The organism is Paraburkholderia sp. EG286B, from assembly GCF_040965655.1.
Classification (GTDB): Bacteria; Pseudomonadota; Gammaproteobacteria; order Burkholderiales; family Burkholderiaceae; genus Paraburkholderia.
On sequence record NZ_JBFRCF010000003.1, the window covers coordinates 530,947 to 551,478 of the forward strand.

The window sequence follows — 20,532 nt, forward strand, 5'->3', positions numbered from 1 at the left end:
CGCGGCGTGACCTGGCCAACGCCCGCCCCGACAGCACGACTATGGGATGACTCGCAAGGAGACGTGCGATGAACCGGCCCGATCCCGACGAACTGCTGGACCGGATGCAGCGTGACGAGGAGAAAAGCCAGCGAGGACGGCTGAAAATATTTTTTGGCGCATCGGCCGGCGTCGGCAAGACATTTGCGATGCTGCAGGCAGCTCGCCGCCGCAAGGACGAAGGTGCCGACGTCGTCGTGGGGATCGTCGAAACGCATGGACGCAAGGAGACGCTCGCACTGATCGAAGGCCTGGAGGTCATCGCACCCGCGCGCATCGAATATCGCGGCCGCCTGCTTGCCGAATTCGATCTCGACGCCGCGCTCGCGCGCAAGCCGCAACTGATCCTCGTCGACGAACTCGCGCATTCGAACGTCCAGGGCAGCCGGCATCTGAAGCGCTGGCAGGACGTGCAGGAACTGCTGGCTGCCGGCATCGACGTGTTCACGACGGTCAACGTCCAGCATCTCGAGAGCCTGAATGACGTGGTCGGACAGATCACGGGCATCCGCGTGTGGGAGACGGTGCCCGACCGCGTATTCGATCTCGCCGACGAGGTCACGCTGGTCGATCTGCCGCCCGAGGAACTGCTTGACCGGCTGCGCGAAGGCAAGGTCTACATGCCGCAGCAGGCGGAACATGCGGTCCGCAATTTCTTTCGCAAGGGCAATCTGATCGCGCTGCGCGAACTCGCGTTGCGCCGCACGGCCGACCGCGTCGATGCGCAGATGCGCGAGTACCGCGCCGATCAGTCGATCGAGCGCATCTGGCAGGCGCGCGAACGCATCATCGTGTGCGTCGGTGCGGGCCAGGCGAGCAGCAATCTCGTGCGCGCGGCGGCGCGCCTCGCTTCGAACCAGAAAGCGGACTGGCTGGCGGTCTACGTCGAGACGCCGAAGCTCGCGCGGCTGCCCGACGCCATTCGCAAGCGCACGCTCGAGGCGCTCAAGCTCGCCTCCGAGCTGGGCGCGGAAACCGTCATGCTGCAGGGCGACGAGGTCGCGACGACGGTGCTGGCTTACGCTCGCATGCGCAACGTATCGAAGCTGGTGGTGGGCGCGTCGTCGGTGCGGGGATGGCGCGCGCGCCTCAGTCCGTCCGTCGCGCAGCAGATGGTCTGGTCGGCGCGCGATATCGACGTCACGGTGGTCAACTCCGGCGCGGTGCGCGAAGCCGCCGAGCGCCACGATGCCGTGAGCGGGTTTGCGGGGCCCGATATGGGCGCGCACCGCTCCGCACCGGTCTCCTACGCCTGGGCACTCGCGATCTGCGCGGCCATTACGGCGATCGCCGGCATGCTGCTTGACCGGATCGCGCAGACCAATCTCGTGATGCTCTATCTGCTCGGCGCCGTCTTCACGGCCGCGCGGCTCGGGCGCGGGCCGGGCGTGCTGTTCTCGTTTCTCGGCGTGGCGGCATTCGATTTCTTTTTCGTGCCGCCACGCATGTCGTTCACGGTCGCCGACACCCAATATCTGCTCACCTTCGCCGTGATGCTGATGACCTCGCTGATGATCAGTCACCTGACCGCGAGCCTCAAGCGTCAGGCGCATCTCGCCACGCTGCGCGAGCGCCGCACGGGCGCCATGTTCGCGATGACGCGCGAACTGGGTGGCGCACTGATGACGGACCAGATCATCGAGATCGGCATGCGTCACGTGAGCGAAGTGTTCCAGGCACGCACGGCGGTCCTGCTGCCGGATAGCGCGGAGAAGGTGCGGCCCAAGGTCGAGAATCCCGATCCGGCGACCGCACTCGACGACGTCGATCTCGATATCGCCCAATGGGTCTATGACCAGCAGAAACAGGCCGGCCACGGCACGGAGACCCTGCCTGCCGCGACGGCGCTGTACCTGCCGCTGAAGGCGCCGATGCGCACGCGCGGCGTGATCGCGCTGCTGTCTGAACGGATGGCGGAGTTTGCCGTGCCCGAGCAGCGGCGCATGCTCGACACCTTTGTCGCGCAGATCGCGCTCGCGCTCGAACGGGTGCACTACGTCGAGATCGCACAGGACGCGCTGGTCAGCATGGAATCGGAACGCCTGCGCAACTCGTTGTTGTCCGCGATTTCCCATGACCTGCGCACGCCCCTCACGGCGATCGTGGGTTTCGCCTCGGTGCTCGCCGAGCAGGGCGCCGCCGTGACAGGCGGGCCCAGGGCACAGGAGCTTTCGGAGGCGATCCGCGAGGAGGCGCTGAGAATGAACGGGCTCGTCGTCAATCTGCTCGACATGGCGCGTCTCGAGGAAGGCAGCATGCGGCTGAACCGGCAGTGGTCGTCGATCGAGGAGGTGATCGGCTCCGCGCTGGCCGGCTGCCGGCGCATGCTGGGCGAACGCAAGGTTGAGGCACGCGTGCCCCCCGATATCCCGCTCGTGCAGTTCGACGCGGTACTCGTCGAACGGCTCTTCGCCAACCTGTTCGAGAACGCGGCCAGATATACGCCCGCAGGGTCGCCGCTCACCATTGGTGCGTCCATGTTGCACGAGGAGGCACACCGGTACGTGCGGGTCGAAGTCCGGGATAGCGGGCCGGGGCTGCCTGCGGGCATGGAAACACGGGTGTTCGACAAGTTCACCCGTGGCGAGAAGGAATCGGCACTGCCGGGCATGGGTCTGGGGCTTGCCATCAGCCGCGCGATCGTCGAGGCGCACGGGGGCAGGATAGGCGCGTCCAACCGCACCGATATGAACGGGAACGTGCTCGGCGCGTGTTTCTGGTTCATGTTGCCTGCGGACGAAACACCGCCTGCGGAAACCGAAGTCCCGGAACTACGCGGGGCGGGGACGTCCCAGAACCGGTCGCCGGACGCCTCCGGTAGTGCCGTGAATCGCCTGGCCATGCCATGAGCGATCCGGGCGTTACGGTTGTCCTGATCGGGGACGACCGGCAGATTCGCCGGTATGTGCGAGCCGCACTCGAAAGCGAGGCGATGCGCGTCTTCGATGCCGGCACCGGGCAGGAAGGGCTCGCCATCAGCGCCAGCGCCAGGCCCGATCTGGTGATCATCGACCCGGGCCTGCCGGACATGGAGGGTGTGGACGTGATCCGGCAACTGCGCGCCTGGTCCGCTGTGCCGGTCATCGTGCTGTCGGCACGCGCCCGGGAAAACGACAAGGTGATGGCGCTCGACGCGGGCGCTGACGACTACGTGACCATGCCGTTCGGCATCGCCGAATTGCTGGCACGCATCCGGGCGCATCTGCGCAGGCAGGATCGCTCCGTCACCCCGGATTCGGCCAGGGTGTCGTTCGGCGCGGTGACGGTCAATCTGGCAGCCAGGTCGGTAGAACGCGACGGCGAGACGATCCATCTGTCACCCATCGAGTATCGCCTGCTGGTCACGCTCGTTCGTCACGCAGGCTGTGTGCTGACCCATCGCCAACTCCTGGAGGAGGTTTGGGGACCCGCCCATGCGCAAAATGCGAACTATCTGCGCATCTATATGGCGCACCTGCGCCAAAAACTCGAAGGGGATCCGGCCCGACCCGAGCATATCGTGACGGAGACCGGGGTTGGATATTGCCTCGTCGGCGTAGGCTGTTGATGAGATTTTTATACGTTGCCCCGCGACTTTTACGTCATTCTGGCGAGGTCCGTGCTTCAATCAGGCTGGAAATGACGAATGGGTGTGGACTGGAGGTTGGCTGTGCTGAAACTGCTTATTCCCGTACTCGGCGCCAAAGGGGCGACCGAAGCGGCGCGTCACGGAGCATTCCTGTTTTCGGAACGTTGCGTATCCGAGGTCGAGATCGTCGAAGTGCTCGACGATGTGGCACGAGGCCGTGCCGTAGCGTTCCATTCGCCGGCGGCGTTGCACAGGCGGGAGAAGCAGGCAGCACTCGATGCGCTCATGCAGACGCGGGCGATTCTCGATGACGCGGGCGTGCCGTATACGTGGAAACGCGTGTTCGGGCCGGCGGAGCGGACCATCGCACAGTGTGCAGAGAAGGGGCATGCGGATATCGTGGTGCTCGATGCAAGCCACCTCGGCTTCTTCCACAAATGGGCCGTCCTCGCCAGGCTATGGCGCCTGACTTCGACACCAGTGACGATGCTCCACTGAAATCTGCATGCCGCTGGGCGCAGCGTCACACGACTCGCAAGCGCCGCAGCAGCACTGTCATCGTGGTGCCCTGAACGAAAATCGAAAAGGCCACCACGGCAAACGACACCGTGACGATTTCCTCGCGACGCGGCACGCCGGGCGGCAAACCCATGGCGAGCGCCAAAGCCAGCGCGCCTCGCATGCCCCCCCAGAACAGGATATGTTGATGCCGCACGTCGATGCGCAGCGATGAGCGCGCGAACAGCATGCAGCACGGGTAGACCGCCACCGCGCGGGCCAGCATCACGACGACCACGGCGATGCCGATCGAAGCCCACACTGTTTCGTACTCCCGCTGGGCCTGCTGAATGCCGATGAAGAGAAAGATGAACGAATTCGCGGCGAATACCGCGTATTCGAGTACGTTCTCGACGGCTTCGCGGCCTCTCTTCGTCATCGGATTGACCGCGTTGCGCGTCCCCATCACGAGGCCTGCAACCAGCGTTGCGAGCACCCCCGAAAGATGAAGGTTCTCGGCGAGCAGAAACGAGCCATAGGCCGCGATCATGGCGAACGCGATCTCGACGAGGTGATCGTCGGTACGGTGTAGCAGCGACAGCACCACGTTGCCGATCAGCAAGCCGCACAGGACCGAGCCGAGAAGCACGACGCCGGTGATCTTCAGCACGTCGAGCGGATGAACGTGCGCGCCGCCAACGAATGCCAGCACGACGCGAAAGCCTGCGGCGGCCGTGCCGTCATTGAAGAGGCTCTCCGCCTCCATCAAATTCCTGAAGCGGCCCGCCACGCCGGCTTCCCTGAAACTGGCCAGGACGGAGACGGGATCCGTCGCGGCGATCAACATGCCGAAGAGCAGGCCCGAAATCCATTCCCAGTGCAACAGGTAATGCATGCCCATGGCCGTCACGCCAGCCGACACGAGCACGCCGACGAAAGCTAACGTCTGGACGACGGCAAAGTCTCTGCGAATTTCCCCCCAACGCATGTGAAACGCCGCTTCGAAAATGAGCGGCGGCAGCAGTACGTTGTAGATGAAGTCTTCGTTGAGAGGGATAACGGGAAATCGGGAAGAGGCGAGAAAAGAGAGGGCGATTCCAGCGATAACCAGACCGACGCTGTACGGCATGTGCAAACGCCGCACGAGCATTGCCACCAATGCCGAAACGAGCAACAGCACTTCGAAAAGGCCGACGTTAAAGTCCATCCGGACGGCTCCGGTCGAGGGAGGCGGAAATTTCGCTGCGGCTGGCCCGATCTCGCCAACGCATTGTGTTGCCGGCGAATCCCGCAGTATAGGCGCTGCGCTGTTATCAGATCATCCGCAGGGAAAGGTCCTGGCTGCTATGCGTGCCGGGCCTGGACGATGTGGACATCGACGCGCCTCCTGTTCGTCGCCAGGGCGTGACGATATAGGCGGTGGCATGCCCATTAGAATTGGCGTAGCTGGCGGCATCTCATCGGCCATGGCACGACGTGTCCAGCGGACCCGCGAACGCTGGCTTTGCGCGCGAACGGCGCACTGCGGCGTATGATTCCAGTCATAGTCCGAGCGAAACGCCGGCGCTAAACTGCTTGCGACTTTCGACTGGAGCACCCCATGAAATGCCCTTCAACCACCGCATTCGCGACATGGACTGCCGTGCTGCTCGGCGCCGCCGTTCTTTCGTCTCCCGCCACCGCCGAAGTCACGGCACGACAGGGAGACGTTGCGCAACAGGGCGCAAAGGTGATGCCATTCTCGCTTGCCGCCACCACTCACATCTTTACGAAGACCGCAGACGGTGGGATTCAGCAGGTCGTCACGAAGCATCATGATCCGAAGCAGGTCGCGCTGATCCGCAGGCATCTGGCCGGGATCGCCCAGCGGTTCGCGGCGGGTGACTTCGAGGCGCCGGAGCAGACCCACGGCAGCGATATGCCCGGCCTCGCTGCCCTGCGTACAGCCCAGCCGGGCGAACTGAAGATCCACTATCTCGACTCGCCCAATGGCGGCGAAATCGTGTACCGCTCGGAGGAGCCTCGCCTCGTCGCCGCGCTGCACGTGTGGTTCGATGCGCAGCTGTCCGATCACGGCCAGGATGCGATGGCGGGGCACGAATCCGGCATGATGCATCATCATTCGATGAACGCTTCGACAGCGCAATAGACCGCACAGGTGAACACGACCGATATTTCCGATTCCTTCAGTGCATATGCGGTGGCGGACCTGCAGACGTGGCCGGACGCGCTGCGCAATTCAGCCCTGTTGCGTCGCTACGATCGGGGCGCTTACGTATTCAAGCGCGGACAGCGGGTCGAGTCGGTCTACCTTGTTCAGAAGGGGCAGGTACTCTTGCGACGTGACGAAGCGCACGGCGAATCCCTCACGCTGCAAACTGCGCGTCCTCGTGAGTTCCTCGCCGAAGCGAGCCTCTTCAGTCCGCACTACCACTGCGATGCATTTTGCGCGAGCCCGAGCGAACTGCTGGTCTTTCCAGCGAAGACGCTGCTTGCGTGTCTGGAGGGTGATCCATTGTTCGCGGTCGACTGGATCCGGCTCCTGTCTCGGCAACTCGTGCGCAGTCGCGCACGCGAGGAACGCCTGACGTTGCGTTCGCCGCGCGATCGCGTCCTGCATTGCCTGCGTCTTGAGCACGACACTCACAAACGGTTCACGGCACCCGGCACGCTCATGCAATGGGCGGGCACGCTCGGAATCGCCCATGAAACCTTGTATCGCACTCTGGCTCAGCTGGAACAGCAGGGCCTGATCGTGCGCGACGGGACTCAAATCGTCCTCACGGAGCGTCAACGGGAGAATGCCGGACGATCACGCCGAACGCAAAGCCGTTGAGAGCGAGAAGGAAAGGTTTTCGGGCGTCAATTATTTTTGAGTTTTCGTTATCGAGCCAGGTGGACAGGCTCGGTGCTTTTCGGGAGCGTGCAAGATGATCTTCGTAAATCAGCAAAGACTCTGGGATGCGCTGATGGAGATGGCGGCAATCGGCGCGACCGCGCACGGCGGTAGTTGCCGGCTGGCGTTGACCGACGAGGACGTGCAGGGCCGGCGGCGCTTCATGCGCTGGTGCGAGGAAGCCGGCTGCGAAATCCGCATCGATCCGATCGGCAACGTGTTCGCGCGACGGCCAGGCACGCAGCCCGACGCCCCCGCCGTGATGTGCGGCAGTCATCTCGACACGCAACCGCTCGGCGGCCGATTCGACGGCGTGTACGGCGTGCTCGCGGGTCTCGAGGCCATTCGCACGCTCAACGAGCTTGGCATCGCGGCGCGGCATCCGATCGACGTGGTGGCATGGACCAATGAAGAGGGCTCGCGCTTCACGCCGGGCATGATGGGCTCCGCGGTCTACGCGGGCACGCTGGATCTCGATACCGCACGCGAGCGGCCCTGTATGCAGACGGGCGTGCGGCTCGGCGAGGAACTCGAGCGCACCGGCTTTGCCGGCAGCGCGCGCGAGCGGCAGATGCCGAAAGCCTACTTCGAAGCCCATATCGAGCAAGGCCCGGTGCTGGAGAACGCCGGCGTGCCGATCGGCGTCGTGACCGGCGTGCAGGGCATGTACGAACTCGATGTGACGGTGACCGGCTTCGAATCGCACGCGGGCACGACGCCGATGAGCGTGCGCAAGGATGCGATGGGCGCAGCGGCCGCGATGATCGCCGCGATCATCGAGCACGGCCATGGCTTCGATGCCGACGCCCGCGTGACCGTCGGGCATGTCGCCTGCCAGCCGAATTCGCCGAGCACGATACCGGGGCTCGTCAAGTTCAGCCTCGACGTTCGCCACCCATCGCGGCCGGCGCTGCAACGGCTCGTCGCCGACATTGAAGCGATCTGCCTGCAGCGCACCGCGCTGCGCGGCACGAGTGTGCAGGTGCAGACGGTCGCCGAGTATGAACCGGTGGTCTTCGACACCGAGTGTGTTGCGCGCGTGCGCGAGGCGGCGACCGCCGCCGGCTATCCCTGGCTGGAGATGTGCAGCGGCGCGGGGCACGACGCGGTGAACCTCTCGTACGTTGCGCCGAGTGCGATGGTGTTCGTTCCGTGCAAGGCCGGACTCAGCCACAACGAGGCGGAAGACGCCGACCCGCTGCATCTCGCGCAAGGGGCGTCGGTGCTGGCGAATCTGCTGGCAGATTGCGCGCGGTAAAGGAGTGAGGCGTGAAGCAGTTCGCTCACCGCGCGCATACCGGGATCGTACCCTTGGCGCGAGGTTCGCGCGCCTCAACAGCCCGTAGTTCGGGCATGGCGTATGCGAAACGGGAGTCTCACGCGGTTACTCGACGGGAGCAAACCTATGACAACCACTGTCATTGCCATGCTGAACGAGTTGATCGAAACATCAAAGGACGGCGAGCAAGAATTCACGAAAGCAGCCGACGAGGCACAGCACGCAAGCGTGAACGAAGCACTGCTCGAAAGTGCTGTGCACTGTTCGCGTGGCGCGCGCGAGTTGCAGGAACTCGTCGTCAAGCTTGGCGGCAAGCCGGAAAACGGCGGCAGCGTTGCGGGCGCGTTGCATCGCGGCTGGCTCAATGTGAAATCTGCGGTTGGCACCCGCACCGACGACGCCATCCTGGCGGAATGCGAAAAGGGTGAAGATGCCGCGGAGAAGCGGTTTCACGTTGCACTTGAAAGGAATCTGCCCGCTGATGTGAACGCCGTGGTGGCGCGGCTATATAGCGATGTGGCACAGGATCTCGATCGCATCCGCGAGCTGCGCGTCCAGTTTGCCGAGACGAAGCCCTGACCTGAGGTCGCGCGGCCGTTTCATGGTGACCCGTGCCGCCACTGCGGCGGCAAACAGCGAGACCGGGCCTTCTGGCGATCAATGAAATTTGGCGGTGTGGCGACGGTGCGCGGTCGCAAGGAGCGTATTGTCTGCGTGGTCGACGTGGCGCTCCTGCGCGCCAGGTTCAGTCACGACCACCCGCACGTCCTGCGCGAAGGCGTCCTCGAACCGGATGCGCGCCACTGTAAGACAATCCGCGGGCGTGCCGGCTCCCAGACGTACCGCGGTCTGGGCAGTGGCCTTCGCGGCAAGGCCAAATACAGCGACCGCCTCATCCCATGTGAGGCCTGTCGTCATCACCTCCTGAATGAGCCTGCCCGCCACCGCCTCGATCTTCACTCTTCGTTCCTTATTCATCACACTACTCCCGGTATTGCACGTAGTCGCTTCAGGTATGGAAACAGCGCAAATTTCGGGCCTGGTGCGAAGCCGGGCTTGCTGCGGGGCAGCTACCTCAATCGATTTCAGTGTTCTTGAGCGAGCGCCCCTGGAGACGGCTACGTTTTCACTTCCGAGTGTTTTGCGATAAAACGACTGCCTTGTGATAATAAAAATTATCTTTACAGATGTGTCGTGGATCGCTTTTCCGACGAATCTCCAACAGTTCGTGTCCTACGGTCGCCGGGTTACCCTGCTCCGCGCGACACGTTATTCGACACGACAATTGCATCGCGTGAGCTTGCGAAAGATCTGAAGCGCGAGCCCGCCGATCACCACGATCAATGCGCGACCGATACTCGTATCGACACTCGCCATGACCTCGGTGAAATAGATCGCGGCGCCTGCTACCAGGGGATGAAAGAGCCCCTTATCATGAAGTTCATCCATTTGAACTCTCCAACGTATGGACCGCCGACGGACGGCCCGCGCAACGTCTTTCCACTTGATACCGAAGGCGGTTCTCTCGCTGATTCGCTGCGATGCTTCGCATACCTTATTTCGTGTTTCCATGATCGACCACTCGTCCTGTCTAGCTAGTGCACCGTTCTTGTTCCTCTTTTCCGAGGATCCAGGGGAATCTTAGCGATCGCATGAGCGCGATTCAATTACGTCACGGGTAATCGAGAAGCTTCGAGGAAGCGGGGGCACGCTATCGTGATCGTTTAGTCAGCCATCACTCCCACATGCACCGCATCTTCGTAAGCCTGCGATAGCAGGTCCTCAGTTCCGAAGAAATCGTTGGCACTTTCGTCCAGCCAGGTACGGCTTAGCCCTCCATCGCGCTTGCACGAAGAGACGAATTGGTAGGGGAACGAAGGTGCGGTCGATGGATTCACGTTGTTCATGATTGGCTCTTGTCCTTAAATCGGCGCACACGATTACCCCACAGGGTTGATGGGTCTGTACCCTGGCTTAGAGGAACCGGAGGATCAAAGACCCTTTCCCGAAGGGGAAAGGGCTTGAACGAGGCATTCTGCGGCGGCGGGTTTGGATGGTGCTCCCGCCACTCAAACTCACTTCACGCCTTCCACGCGTAGGGCTGGAACATGTCTTCGAGGGGCGGCTGGGTGACGCTCGCGGTGTAGTTCGTGATCGTCGAGGCGGCGACCACGAGGATGACGTCGAGCACCAGTGCCTGATCGAAGCCAGCTTCGGTGAACGCAGCGATGTCGTCATCGTCGACGTGGCCGCGCTTTTCGATCAGCGTGCGTGCCAGGCGCGAGAGCGCCGCGAGCTTCGGGTCCTCCGGGAGGCGGCGCTCGCGGATCGCCTGCACGTCGGCCTCGCTCAGGCCTTCCTTGAGGCCGAGGCACGAGTGGAATGCGACCGGCCAGGTGGCGCCATTGGTCACCGCATTGGTGAGCAGCAGCGTCTGGACATGCGCTTCGGAAAAGTTGCCGCCATGCGCCTGCTGAAACAGGCCGACGAGGCCATTGATCAGCTTCGGCGAGCCGGCAATCGCGCCAGCGATATTGGGCACCATGCCGAAGGCCTGGGCGAGCCCGTTCAGCGCGGGCTTCGATTGTTCAGGGGCGGATTCGAGGGTATAGATGGGGAAGTGAGCCACGGTATTTCCTTGAGAGTTGAAGGTATCGCTGATATCGATCAGGCGACAAGCACAGATTAGTGAGAGAAACGAGCCTCGCCAATTACATGGCTGGTAATCGGCGAGTCAAATCATTCCCGGGCCGCATCGAGCAGGGCGATGTGCCGCGCTTCGGTTGCGTCGTCGGCGGGAAACATGCATTCGATCCGCAGTTCCTGTGCGGCGACCGTCAGCGGTGTTCCGACCGTTGTGATCATCGAGAAGTAGTTGAGTACGGCGCCGTCGTTGATGAAGCCCATCGGCACGATCGGCAGCGTGGACGCAGAACCGGCCATCCCTTGCGATCGCCATTCGGGGCGCACGCCGGGGTAGGACAGCAGCGCGTCGAGGAGCTGCTTCGTCTGAGGATCGACGACGTGGCCCACCGATTCGCGTTGCACGCGCTGGATAAGGCTGTGCGCCACCGCCTCCCAGTTGGCCATATGGGGCCGCAAGCCGCGGGGATCGAAGATCAGGTGCAGGATGTTGCGCGGTCCCGCGCGTGCCGCCATATCGACGAAGCGGTTGAAGAAGTCCGGCGCGGCACGGTTGGTCATCAGCACGTTCCAGTACCGGTCCATGACGATCGCCGGATACGGCTCGTGCTGCTGCAGAACACGCCTGGCCGCGCCTGTCACCAGCGACATCTCCTGGGCATTCCACGCCGCTTCCGAATACATGGGTGCGTATCCGGCCGACAACAGCAGAACGTTGCGCTCGCATAGCGGCACATCGAGCGACTGCGCGAGATTCAGCAGTGTCTGCCGGCCCGGCACGCGTCGGCCGCTCTCGATGAAGCTGACCTGCCGCTGCGAGAGGCCCGCGTCGAGCGAAAGATCGAGCTGGCTGACGCCTCGCACTTCTCGCCAATAGCGAAGCAATCCGCCCAGCTCCTTCGATACTCGCTGGTTGAGGTCCAATGTGCTCATGGTCTTTCCGTATGTATGAGAACAAGCGGTCCGTTGCGATCGATGTACAACCGCGTTCGACCGGATAGCGGAAATTATCGATTCGTGACCATTTCGAGCAATTACGTCGCATGTAATCATTACGGCGGCGCGCCAACTGCCGCGAACTGATGTTCGGAAATGTTCCGCTAAATGGACCTTATCCCTTCGAAGGACCTTCAAATACCGGCATCAAAGCCTGTGACATCTGCACGGGCGATCGGTCTCTCGCGTGTGCGACGAGAAGCTATATTGAGCAGTGACGACATCCATACACGAGCATGTCGGGTGTTCGTCCTATCGTTGCTCGCGCTGTTGGGCTCACGCGAGAACGTTCGTCGCGAGGTGCCGTTCTAAAACCGCCCTGGAGGGAGCATGGGAAGTCGCCTTGGAGGACAAGTCGTCGGTGCCGCACTGGTATTTGCCATCGCAGGCGGCGCGACCTGCGCCAGCGCGCAAACAACTGTAAGTCCGCCTGTCGAGACGTCCGCGCAAACGGCGGCGGCTGCGCCGGCCGCGCCGCGACGGAGGTCCGATACCATGCTGGCCGGCGACGTCCGTCGAGCCCTCGTGCGCAATCCTGGGGTGAATTCCATGAATATTCACGTACAGGTGCGCGGCGGCATCGTTACGCTGACTGGGTGGGTACCACAGCGTTCGCAGATCGAGCGGGCCAGTATCGCGGCAAGGTCCGTTCGCGGCGTCAGAGCGGTTTCGAATCGTTTAACGGTACGAACGGGGCACGGCGGTGGTCGTTGAGCACGCCGACTGGGACGGCCCGCCCATACCCGACAAGCGCGAACGCTGCTGACCATTTTCGGAACCACAGTGCAGAGGGCGGATCGCTACGTCTAGCCCGCGTTACCCCCCCGCCTTGCCCCCAAGATCAACCGTATCGACAAAGTCCTCAGTCACACGAGGCAGCGTCCGACCGCGCTTCTTGACGAGCGCAATCGGGCGCACGAACGCCGGATCGTCGATCGGCCGCATGACGAGACCTCGCTCCGCATGCACTTCGCGCGCGGACTCCGGAAGAACCGAGATCCCGAGGCCGCCGCGCACCATCGCAACGGCGGTCATCATATACATCGGCTCGCACGCGATATCGGGCGTGCAACGCGCGTTCGACAGCGCGGCGTCCACGACCGCACGCACGCTGGTTCCAGGCGCGGTCAGCACGAGCGGCATCGATGCGAAGTCGTCGACCGTCACCGTGCGCTTGCGGGCGAGCGGGTGGGTCTTCGGGCACACGATCACGAGGCGATCCTCGCCCGTCTGCAGGACATCGAGCGTCGCATCGACGCTGTGCCCGCCCGTCAGCCCAATATCGACCTCTTCATTGCGCACGAGCGTGTTGACAGCGCTCGCGACGACATCGCGAACCTGAAACCGCGCCTGTGGCACGCGCTGGCGAAACGTCTGGATCAACTCGGGCAGCGCGCTCGCGGCGAAGGTCGGCAGACACGCGAGCCGCACCGTGCCGCTCGACCCGTCGCCAAGCGCGCGCGCATCTCTGAGGGCCTGCTCCATATCGCTTAGCGATCGCGTCAGGATAGGCAGCAATTCGCGGCCCGTCTGGGTCAGCGCGACGCTGCGGCTGTTGCGATCGAACAAACGCGCACCCACCGTTTCCTCGAGGCGTCGAATCTGCACAGTCAGCGCGGGCTGCGACAGATGCAGCCGCGCCGCCGCGCGCGTGAAGTTGCCCGCGTGCGCCACGGTCACGAACGCACGAATGTCGCGGAGATTGAGATCCATAACGAACTGTGATTGCTGCGATCAATTCATTTCAATTGTGTTATTGCAGCGCCGAACTTACGCTGGTCCGCACTAAAAGACAAGACTGGAGACAGAACATGCTGCCGTTGCTGGGGCTCGTGACGATCGTGGTGCTGCTGGCCGCGATACTTTCAAAACGCATGTCGCCGCTCGTCGCGCTCATCATCGTGCCGATCGTCGCGTCGCTGATCGGCGGATTCGGCTTGCAGACGAGCAAGTTCGTCATCGACGGATTGAAGGGCCTCGCGCCCGTCGTCGGCATGTTCGTGTTCGCGATTCTCTATTTCGGCACGATTACGGACGCGGGCACGCTCGATCCGATCATCGACCGCATCCTGCGCACGGTCGGCACCAAACCGACGCGTATCGTGGTGGGCACGACGCTACTCGCGCTGCTCATTCACCTCGACGGCTCGGGCGCCGTGTGCTTTCTCGTCACCATCCCCGCCATGCTGCCGCTGTACGAGCGCCTGAACATGGACAAGCGCGTGCTGGCCGCGGCCGTCTCGATGGCGGCCGGCATCAACTTCCTGCCATGGACGGGGCCGATGATCCGCGCATCGGCGTCGCTGCATCTGCCGGTTTCGGCGCTGTTCAATCCGTTGATTCCGGTCCAGGCGATCGGCCTCGTGTTCGTGTTCAGCATGGCCTGGTGGCTCGGCCGGCGCGAGGAAAAGCGTCTCGGCTATTCTTCCGCCAGCGGCACGCTTGCGCTGCCCAAACGCGAACTCACACCCGAGGAGCAGGCGCTGCGCCGCCCGCAGAACTTCTGGTTCAACATCGTGCTGACGATCGTCGTGCTCGGCACGATGGTCGTGATGGGCGAGAAGATTCCGCCCGCGATCATGTTCATGGTGGGCCTGTGCATCGCGCTGATGGTGAATTACCCGAACGTCGACATGCAGCGCAAGCGCATCGACGCGCATGCGCGCGCCGCGCTGATGATGGCGGGCATTCTGCTCGCAGCGGGCGTGTTCACCGGCATCATGCAGGGCAGCGGCATGCTCAAGGCGATGGCGCAGGCGGCGGTCGGTTTCGTGCCGCCTGCGTTTGCCGGACGCATTCCGGTCGTGCTCGGCGTGCTGTCGATGCCGCTCTCGATGCTCTTCGACCCCGATTCGTTTTATTTCGGCGTGCTGCCGGTGATTGCCGAAGTGGCGTCGCAACTCGGCGTGCCGGCGGTGCACATCGGCCAGGCCGCGCTGCTCGGCCAGATGACCACCGGCTTTCCCGTGAGCCCGCTCACGCCCGCGACATTTCTCGTCGTCGGCCTGTGTGGAATCGATCTCGCCGATCATCAGAAGTTCACGTTTCCGCTGCTGTTCGGCGCGTCGATCGTCATGACGATCGCGTGCGTCGTGCTGGGCGTGTTTCCGCTGTAAAGAGGAGTGGTAGAAGTCATGAACCGTATCGAATCACCAAGGCGCATACGGATAGGCGCGGGCGCAGGCTATTCGGGCGACCGCATCGAGCCCGCTGTCGAGCTCGCGGAGCACGGCGCGCTGGACTACCTCGTATTCGAATGCCTCGCGGAGCGCACGGTCGCGATCGCCCAGCAGACGCGCCGTCACGATCCCGCACTCGGCTACGATCCGCTGCTCGAAGCACGCATGCGCGCCGTACTGCCGGTCGCCGTGAGGAAGCGCGTACGGATCATTTCGAACATGGGCGCGGCCAATCCCCGCGCGGCGGCGATCAGGACGGCGCAGATCGCGCAGGAGCTCGGACTCGGCGGACTGAAGATTGCCGCCGTCACCGGCGACGATGTGCTCGATGTCGTCCTGCGTTCCCAACTGCGCTTCGAAGAGTCCGGCGACGATGTCAGCCACTACACGGACCGCATCGTTTCGGCGAATGCGTATCTCGGCGCCGCGCCTATCGTCGATGCGCTCGCGGCGGGCGCGGATATCGTGCTGACGGGGCGCGTCGCGGACCCGTCCCTGTTCGCGGCGCCGCTCATCCACGAGTTCGGCTGGCGCATGGACGACTGGAACACGCTTGGGCAGGCAACCGTCGTCGGGCATTTGCTCGAATGCGCCGGGCAGGTGACTGGCGGCTACTTCGCCGATCCCGGTTTCAAGGACGTACCGGATCTCGCGCGGCTCGGTTTTCCGATCGGCGAAGTGAGCGCCGATGGCAGCGTCGTCGTGACGAAGGTGCCGCATGCGGGCGGCCGCGTGACGGAAGCGACATGCAAGGAACAATTGCTCTACGAGATTCACGATCCGCAACGCTACTTGCAGCCCGATGTCGTCGCTGATTTCAGCGGAGTGCGTGTCGTGGAAGAGGCAAGAGACCGCGTGCGCGTGACGGGCGGACGCGGCAGCACACGCACCGGAACGCTGAAGGTGTCGGTCGCCTATGTCGACGGCTACATCGGCGAGGGGCAGATTTCCTATGGCGGCCCGGGCGCGGTCGAGCGTGCGCGACTCGCGCTCGACATCGTGCGGGAGCGGCTGGCGATCACGGGCGTCGACACGAGCGAACTGCGCTTCGACCTGATCGGCATGAACGCGCTCTATGGCGATGCCCTCGCGGCACGTCACGACGCGCCGTACGAAGTGCGCGTTCGCGTAGCAGGGCGCGCGGCCAACGCAAAGGAAGCGGCGCGCATCGGCAACGAGGTCGAAACGCTCTACACCAACGGCCCTGCGGGCGGCGGGGGCGTAACGAAATCGACTCGCGAGGTGCTCGCCGTGCAGTCCGTGTTGCTGCCACGCGAACAGGTGAATCCGGTTTTCCAGGTTGTCGAGGCAAGCGATGAAACTGCGTGAACTGGCCCATGGCCGCACTGGCGACAAAGGCAATACGCTGAATATCTCGGTGATCTGCTACGACGCGAAGCACTACGCCCATCTGCGCAACGTCCTGACGCCCGAACGTGTCAAGGCTCACCTCGCCGACGTGGTCAAAGGCGAGGTCGTGCGCTACGAACTGCCGCTGCTGGGCGCGTTCAATTTCGTGCTCGGCAACGCGCTCGGTGGGGGCGTCACGCGCTCTCTGGCGCTGGATGCGCACGGCAAGTCGATGAGCATGGCGCTCCTCGATCTCGAAGTAGACGACCTCCCTGAATGACCGCATTGCGGCGCACTTCCCAGCGCCGCGCGACACCCGGGCTGAGCTTTAAGGGTTCTCCCCAATGCAGACCCATGTCCTAAATTTGTATGATGACCCTATGACATGGCAAATCTGCTGATATGTTCGAGAAAATTCCCAACCGGGCGCTGAGCGACACCGTCGCGCAACAGCTGCTCGCACAGATCGACAAGGGCACGTTCGCGCGCGGCGGCAAGCTGCCGACGGAAGCCGTGCTCGCCCAGGAGTTCGGCGTCAGCCGCACGGTGATCCGCGAGGCCATTTCCCGTTTGAAGAACGAAGGCGTCGTCGAGCCGCGTCAGGGCAGCGGCGTGTACGTAGCCGCGCATGGCGCGATCCGGCCGCTGCGCATCGACTACGCGGAAGCGATGGAAGGCGGCTCGGTGCTGCAGATTCTCGCGGTGCGCCGCGCGATCGAAGCCGAAGTCGCGGCGGAGGCCGCGATGCGCCGCACCGACGCCGACATGATGGCCATCGACGCCGCGCTCAGAAAGATCGACGAAGCCGTCGCCGAAGGCCGCGACGGCGTTGCCGACGACGTCGCGTTTCACCGCGCGATCGCCTCCGTGACGGGCAATCCGTACTTTCTGAAGACACTGACGTTCCTCAATCAATACCTCGAAGCGGGCACGGTCGTCACGCGCCGCAACGAGGCGCTGCGCGAGGACTTCTCGCGCCAGGTGCGCGACGAACACGCCGCGATCGCCGCAGCGATCCGCGCTGGCGATCCGATGGCCGCGCGCAATGCCGCGCAAACCCACATGTACAACGCGGCGCGCCGCCTGGCCGAAGCCGGTATCTGCTGAATTTGCAGACGCATTTGCAGACGCATTCGCCCGTGCAATCCGCTGCGCGCGCTCTGCAGCACGGTTCGTAAAGGAAAGGGTATGTCGAGAAATGTCGGAGTAATCGGTCTGGGTGCGATGGGCACGGGTGTCGCGCGTTCGCTGCTGCGCGGCGGCTTCAACGTCCATGCGTGCGACGTGCGCCGCGAAGTGCTCGACCCGTTCGTGGCCGCTGGCGGCACGGCCTGCGCGAGTCCCGCCGAGCTTGGCGCGCGGTGCGACGTGGTCGTCACGCTCGTCGTCAATGCCGCGCAAACGGAAACGGTGCTGTTCGGCGAGCAGGGTGCGGTGCATTCGATGAAGCCGGGCGGCGTCGTGATTGCGTGCGCGACGGTTGCGCCCGACTTCGCGATCGACCTCGGCCGCCGTGTGGAAGCGGCCGGCCTGCAACTGCTCGATGCGCCCGTCTCGGGCGGCGCGGCGCGCGCGGCATCGGGCGAAATGACGATGATGACGTCCGGGCCCGCCGCCGCGTATGCCGCATGCGAGGACGTGCTCGCCGCGATGGCGGGCAAGGTGTACCGGCTGGGCGAGCAGCATGGCGCGGGCTCGAAGGTGAAGATCATCAACCAGTTGCTCGCGGGCGTGCATATCGCCGCCGCCGCCGAGGCGATGGCGCTCGGTCTGCGCGAAGGCGTCGATCCCGACGCGCTCTACGACGTGATCACGCACAGCGCCGGCAACTCGTGGATGTTCGAAAACCGCGTGCCGCACATTCTCAACGGCGACTACACGCCGCTGTCGGCCGTCGACATCTTCGTCAAGGATCTCGGCCTCGTGCTCGATACCGCGCGGCGCTCGAAGTTTCCGCTGCCGTTGTCGGCGGCTGCGCATCAGATGTTCATGATGGCGTCGACGGCCGGTCACGGCGGCGAAGACGATTCGGCCGTCATCAAGATTTTCCCGGGCATCGATGTGCCCGCGAAGCGCTGAGCGGGAAGGGCGCAACGACATGACGAACACGAACGCCTCTGCCGGCAAGCCGCTGCTCGGCTGCATCGCCGACGATTTCACGGGCGCGACCGATCTCGCGAACATGCTGGTGCGCGGCGGCATGCGCACCGTGCAGACGATCGGCGTGCCCGGCGCCGACACGCGCATCGAAGCCGACGCGCTCGTGGTCGCGCTGAAGTCGCGCACGATCGACGCCGCCGACGCCGTGGCGCAGTCGCTTGCCGCACTCGAATGGCTGCGCGCGCAAGGCTGCCGCCAGTTCTTCTTCAAGTACTGCTCGACCTTCGATTCGACCGATCGAGGCAACATCGGGCCCGTGGCCGACGCGCTGCTCGACGCGCTGTCGCGCAAGGGAGGCGACGCGCCGTTCACGATCGCGTGTCCCGCGTTTCCGGAGAATGGCCGGACGATTTATCGCGGGCATCTGTTCGTCGGCGACGTGCTGCTGAATGAGTCGGGCATGGAGCATCATCCGCTCACGCCGATGACGGACGCGAACCTCGTGCGCGTGCTGCAACGTCAAACGCGCTCGAAAGTCGGCCTCGTACGCTACGACGCCGTGGCGCGAGGCGCGCAAGCCGTGCGCGCGTCGGTCGACGCGTTGCGCGCCGACGGCGTGCGCATGGCAATCGCCGATGCCGTCTCGGACGCCGATCTCTATACGCTCGGCGAAGCGTGCGCGGACCTGCCGCTGATCACGGGCGGCTCGGGTGTCGCGCTCGGTTTGCCCGCGAATTTCCGCCGCGCCGGGTTGCTCGCCGACGCCGCCGATGCAGGCGAGCTGCCGCATATCGACGGCGCGTCGGCGGTGCTGGCGGGCAGTGCGTCGAAGGCGACGAACGCCCAGGTTGCCGCATGGCGCGAAACACGCCCCGCGTTCCGCATCGATCCGCTTGCGGCGGCGCGCGGCGAGCCCGTCGTCGAGCATGCATTGGCCTTCGCGCGCGAGCACATGCACGCAGCGCAGCCCGTGCTGATCTACGCGACGGCCTCGCCCGACGAGGTGAAGGCGACTCAGCGCGAACTGGGTGTGGCGCAAGCGGGCGAACTGGTCGAACGCACGCTCGCGTCGATCGCGCGAGGGCTGCGCGATCTCGGCGTGCGCAAGTTCGTCGTCGCGGGCGGCGAGACCTCGGGCGCTGTGGTGCAGGCGCTGGGCGTCGCCATGCTGCGCATCGGCAAGCAGATCGATCCGGGCGTGCCCGCCACCGCCACGATCGCTGCCGAGCCGCTTGCGCTCGCGCTCAAGTCCGGCAACTTCGGCGCGGTCGACTTCTTCGCGAAGGCGCTGCGTATGCTCGACGGAGGCGCGCAGTGACGGCGGCCATTCACACCAGCGGCGAGGCGAAGGTCCGCGAAGAAATCTGCGTGACGGGCGCGAGCCTCTACGCGCGCGGCTACACCGTCGGCAGCGCGGGCAACATCAGTGCGCGGCTCGACGACGGCTGGCTCATCACGCCGACGGATGCCTGCCTCGGCCGCCTCGACCCCGCGGAGATCGCGAAGGTCGATCTCGACGGCAACGCGGTGTCGGGCGGCAAGCCGTCGAAAACGCTGGCGCTGCATCGCGGCGTCTACGAGTGCAATCGCGAGGCGCGCGGCATCGTGCATACGCATTCGACGCACCTCGTCGCGCTGACGCTCGCGGGCGTCTGGAGCGACGCCGACGTGCTGCCGCCCATCACGCCGTATTACGTCATGAAGGTCGGGCACATTCCGCTGATCCGCTACCGGCGTCCCGGCGATCCGCAAGTCGCGCAACAGCTCGCCGCGCTCGCCGAGCGCGTGCGCGGCGTGCTGCTGGAGCGGCTCGGACCGGTCGTCTGGGAGCGTTCCGTTTCGCAGGCTTCGTACGTACTCGAAGAACTGGAAGAGACGGCGCGCCTGTGGCTGACGACGAACCCGCGTCCCGCGCCGCTCGACGACACCGCGCTCGAAGAGTTGCGCACGGTGTTCGGCGCGCGCTGGTAGCCCCCTCGATCCC

Annotated in this window: 22 protein-coding genes; 15 read left to right on the forward strand and 7 right to left on the reverse strand. The window is 64.3% G+C overall.

Features of this window, described 5'->3' with window-relative positions; all coding sequences use genetic code 11:
- Window positions 1-68 precede the first annotated feature (68 nt).
- From AB4Y42_RS08550 to AB4Y42_RS08560, 3 genes are all read left to right on the forward strand, one after another.
- Window positions 69-2,888 carry a DUF4118 domain-containing protein gene (locus AB4Y42_RS08550; protein WP_368693932.1) on the forward strand — a complete coding sequence of 940 codons (2,820 nt, stop codon included), beginning with the start codon at window positions 69-71 and terminating at the stop codon, window positions 2,886-2,888.
- On the forward strand, window positions 2,885-3,586 hold the full coding sequence (locus AB4Y42_RS08555; RefSeq protein WP_368693933.1) for a response regulator: 702 nt from the start codon (window positions 2,885-2,887) through the stop codon (window positions 3,584-3,586). The genes AB4Y42_RS08550 and AB4Y42_RS08555 overlap by 4 nt, the downstream gene beginning before the upstream one ends.
- Window positions 3,587-3,688: 102 nt before the next feature.
- A complete protein-coding gene (locus AB4Y42_RS08560; protein ID WP_368690387.1) occupies window positions 3,689-4,105 on the forward strand; it encodes a universal stress protein in 417 nt (138 codons plus the stop codon).
- A 25-nt stretch (window positions 4,106-4,130) separates the two neighbouring features.
- Here AB4Y42_RS08560 and AB4Y42_RS08565 read toward each other — a convergent pair whose 3' ends face one another.
- Window positions 4,131-5,312 (reverse strand): cation:proton antiporter, encoded by a 1,182-nt coding sequence (locus AB4Y42_RS08565; protein ID WP_368693934.1) that lies wholly within the window; start codon window positions 5,310-5,312, stop codon window positions 4,131-4,133.
- 393 nt (window positions 5,313-5,705) lie between these two features.
- Here AB4Y42_RS08565 and AB4Y42_RS08570 point away from each other — a divergent pair, with 393 nt between their 5' ends.
- The 4 genes from AB4Y42_RS08570 to AB4Y42_RS08585 all read left to right on the forward strand — a co-directional run bounded on the left by AB4Y42_RS08570 (window position 5,706) and on the right by AB4Y42_RS08585 (window position 8,859).
- Window positions 5,706-6,254 (forward strand): aspartate carbamoyltransferase, encoded by a 549-nt coding sequence (locus AB4Y42_RS08570; protein WP_368690389.1) that lies wholly within the window; start codon window positions 5,706-5,708, stop codon window positions 6,252-6,254.
- A gap of 9 nt (window positions 6,255-6,263) precedes the next feature.
- Window positions 6,264-6,941: a Crp/Fnr family transcriptional regulator gene (locus AB4Y42_RS08575; protein WP_368693935.1), complete on the forward strand. Its 678-nt coding sequence runs from the start codon at window positions 6,264-6,266 to the stop codon at window positions 6,939-6,941.
- Window positions 6,942-7,035: 94 nt separating this feature from the next.
- Window positions 7,036-8,259: a Zn-dependent hydrolase gene (locus tag AB4Y42_RS08580; RefSeq protein WP_368693936.1), complete on the forward strand. Its 1,224-nt coding sequence runs from the start codon at window positions 7,036-7,038 to the stop codon at window positions 8,257-8,259.
- Window positions 8,260-8,406: 147 nt separating this feature from the next.
- The gene (locus AB4Y42_RS08585; RefSeq protein WP_368693937.1) at window positions 8,407-8,859 is read left to right on the forward strand and encodes a PA2169 family four-helix-bundle protein; all 453 of its coding nucleotides are present in this window, start codon (window positions 8,407-8,409) and stop codon (window positions 8,857-8,859) included.
- Between the two features lie 78 nt (window positions 8,860-8,937).
- Here the strand turns inward: AB4Y42_RS08585 and AB4Y42_RS08590 are convergent, their stop codons facing one another.
- The 5 genes from AB4Y42_RS08590 to AB4Y42_RS08610 all read right to left on the reverse strand — a co-directional run bounded on the left by AB4Y42_RS08590 (window position 8,938) and on the right by AB4Y42_RS08610 (window position 11,856).
- Window positions 8,938-9,258, reverse strand: a complete 321-nt coding sequence (locus AB4Y42_RS08590) for a hypothetical protein (RefSeq protein WP_368693938.1) — start codon at window positions 9,256-9,258, stop codon at window positions 8,938-8,940.
- Window positions 9,259-9,549: 291 nt separating this feature from the next.
- Window positions 9,550-9,729, reverse strand: coding sequence for a hypothetical protein (locus AB4Y42_RS08595; protein WP_368693939.1), 180 nt, complete (start codon window positions 9,727-9,729; stop codon window positions 9,550-9,552).
- A 275-nt stretch (window positions 9,730-10,004) separates the two neighbouring features.
- Window positions 10,005-10,187 carry a hypothetical protein gene (locus AB4Y42_RS08600; protein ID WP_368690395.1) on the reverse strand — a complete coding sequence of 61 codons (183 nt, stop codon included), beginning with the start codon at window positions 10,185-10,187 and terminating at the stop codon, window positions 10,005-10,007.
- Window positions 10,188-10,360: 173 nt separating this feature from the next.
- Window positions 10,361-10,909 carry a carboxymuconolactone decarboxylase family protein gene (locus AB4Y42_RS08605; RefSeq protein WP_368693940.1) on the reverse strand — a complete coding sequence of 183 codons (549 nt, stop codon included), beginning with the start codon at window positions 10,907-10,909 and terminating at the stop codon, window positions 10,361-10,363.
- A 110-nt stretch (window positions 10,910-11,019) separates the two neighbouring features.
- A complete protein-coding gene (locus AB4Y42_RS08610; protein ID WP_368693941.1) occupies window positions 11,020-11,856 on the reverse strand; it encodes a helix-turn-helix domain-containing protein in 837 nt (278 codons plus the stop codon).
- Window positions 11,857-12,414: 558 nt separating this feature from the next.
- On the opposite strand from AB4Y42_RS08610, the gene AB4Y42_RS08615 reads away from it, so the two are divergent.
- Window positions 12,415-12,633 (forward strand): BON domain-containing protein, encoded by a 219-nt coding sequence (locus tag AB4Y42_RS08615; RefSeq protein ID WP_256095105.1) that lies wholly within the window; start codon window positions 12,415-12,417, stop codon window positions 12,631-12,633.
- A gap of 102 nt (window positions 12,634-12,735) precedes the next feature.
- On the opposite strand, the gene AB4Y42_RS08620 is transcribed toward AB4Y42_RS08615, so the two are convergent.
- Window positions 12,736-13,632, reverse strand: coding sequence for a LysR family transcriptional regulator (locus AB4Y42_RS08620; RefSeq protein ID WP_368693942.1), 897 nt, complete (start codon window positions 13,630-13,632; stop codon window positions 12,736-12,738).
- 98 nt (window positions 13,633-13,730) lie between these two features.
- Here AB4Y42_RS08620 and AB4Y42_RS08625 point away from each other — a divergent pair, with 98 nt between their 5' ends.
- From AB4Y42_RS08625 to AB4Y42_RS08655, 7 genes are all read left to right on the forward strand, one after another.
- Window positions 13,731-15,035 (forward strand): CitMHS family transporter, encoded by a 1,305-nt coding sequence (locus tag AB4Y42_RS08625; RefSeq protein ID WP_368693943.1) that lies wholly within the window; start codon window positions 13,731-13,733, stop codon window positions 15,033-15,035.
- Between the two features lie 18 nt (window positions 15,036-15,053).
- Window positions 15,054-16,427, forward strand: coding sequence for an acyclic terpene utilization AtuA family protein (locus AB4Y42_RS08630; RefSeq protein WP_368693944.1), 1,374 nt, complete (start codon window positions 15,054-15,056; stop codon window positions 16,425-16,427).
- Window positions 16,414-16,728, forward strand: a complete 315-nt coding sequence (locus AB4Y42_RS08635) for a hypothetical protein (protein WP_368690401.1) — start codon at window positions 16,414-16,416, stop codon at window positions 16,726-16,728. The genes AB4Y42_RS08630 and AB4Y42_RS08635 overlap by 14 nt, the downstream gene beginning before the upstream one ends.
- Window positions 16,729-16,850: 122 nt before the next feature.
- Window positions 16,851-17,555 carry a FadR/GntR family transcriptional regulator gene (locus tag AB4Y42_RS08640; protein ID WP_368693945.1) on the forward strand — a complete coding sequence of 235 codons (705 nt, stop codon included), beginning with the start codon at window positions 16,851-16,853 and terminating at the stop codon, window positions 17,553-17,555.
- 81 nt (window positions 17,556-17,636) lie between these two features.
- Window positions 17,637-18,527, forward strand: coding sequence for an L-threonate dehydrogenase (gene ltnD, locus AB4Y42_RS08645; RefSeq protein WP_368693946.1), 891 nt, complete (start codon window positions 17,637-17,639; stop codon window positions 18,525-18,527).
- A gap of 19 nt (window positions 18,528-18,546) precedes the next feature.
- The gene (gene otnK / locus AB4Y42_RS08650; protein ID WP_368693947.1) at window positions 18,547-19,866 is read left to right on the forward strand and encodes a 3-oxo-tetronate kinase; all 1,320 of its coding nucleotides are present in this window, start codon (window positions 18,547-18,549) and stop codon (window positions 19,864-19,866) included.
- Window positions 19,863-20,519, forward strand: coding sequence for an aldolase (locus AB4Y42_RS08655; RefSeq protein ID WP_368693948.1), 657 nt, complete (start codon window positions 19,863-19,865; stop codon window positions 20,517-20,519). Before otnK ends, AB4Y42_RS08655 begins: the two co-directional genes overlap by 4 nt.
- Window positions 20,520-20,532: the final 13 nt, after the last annotated feature.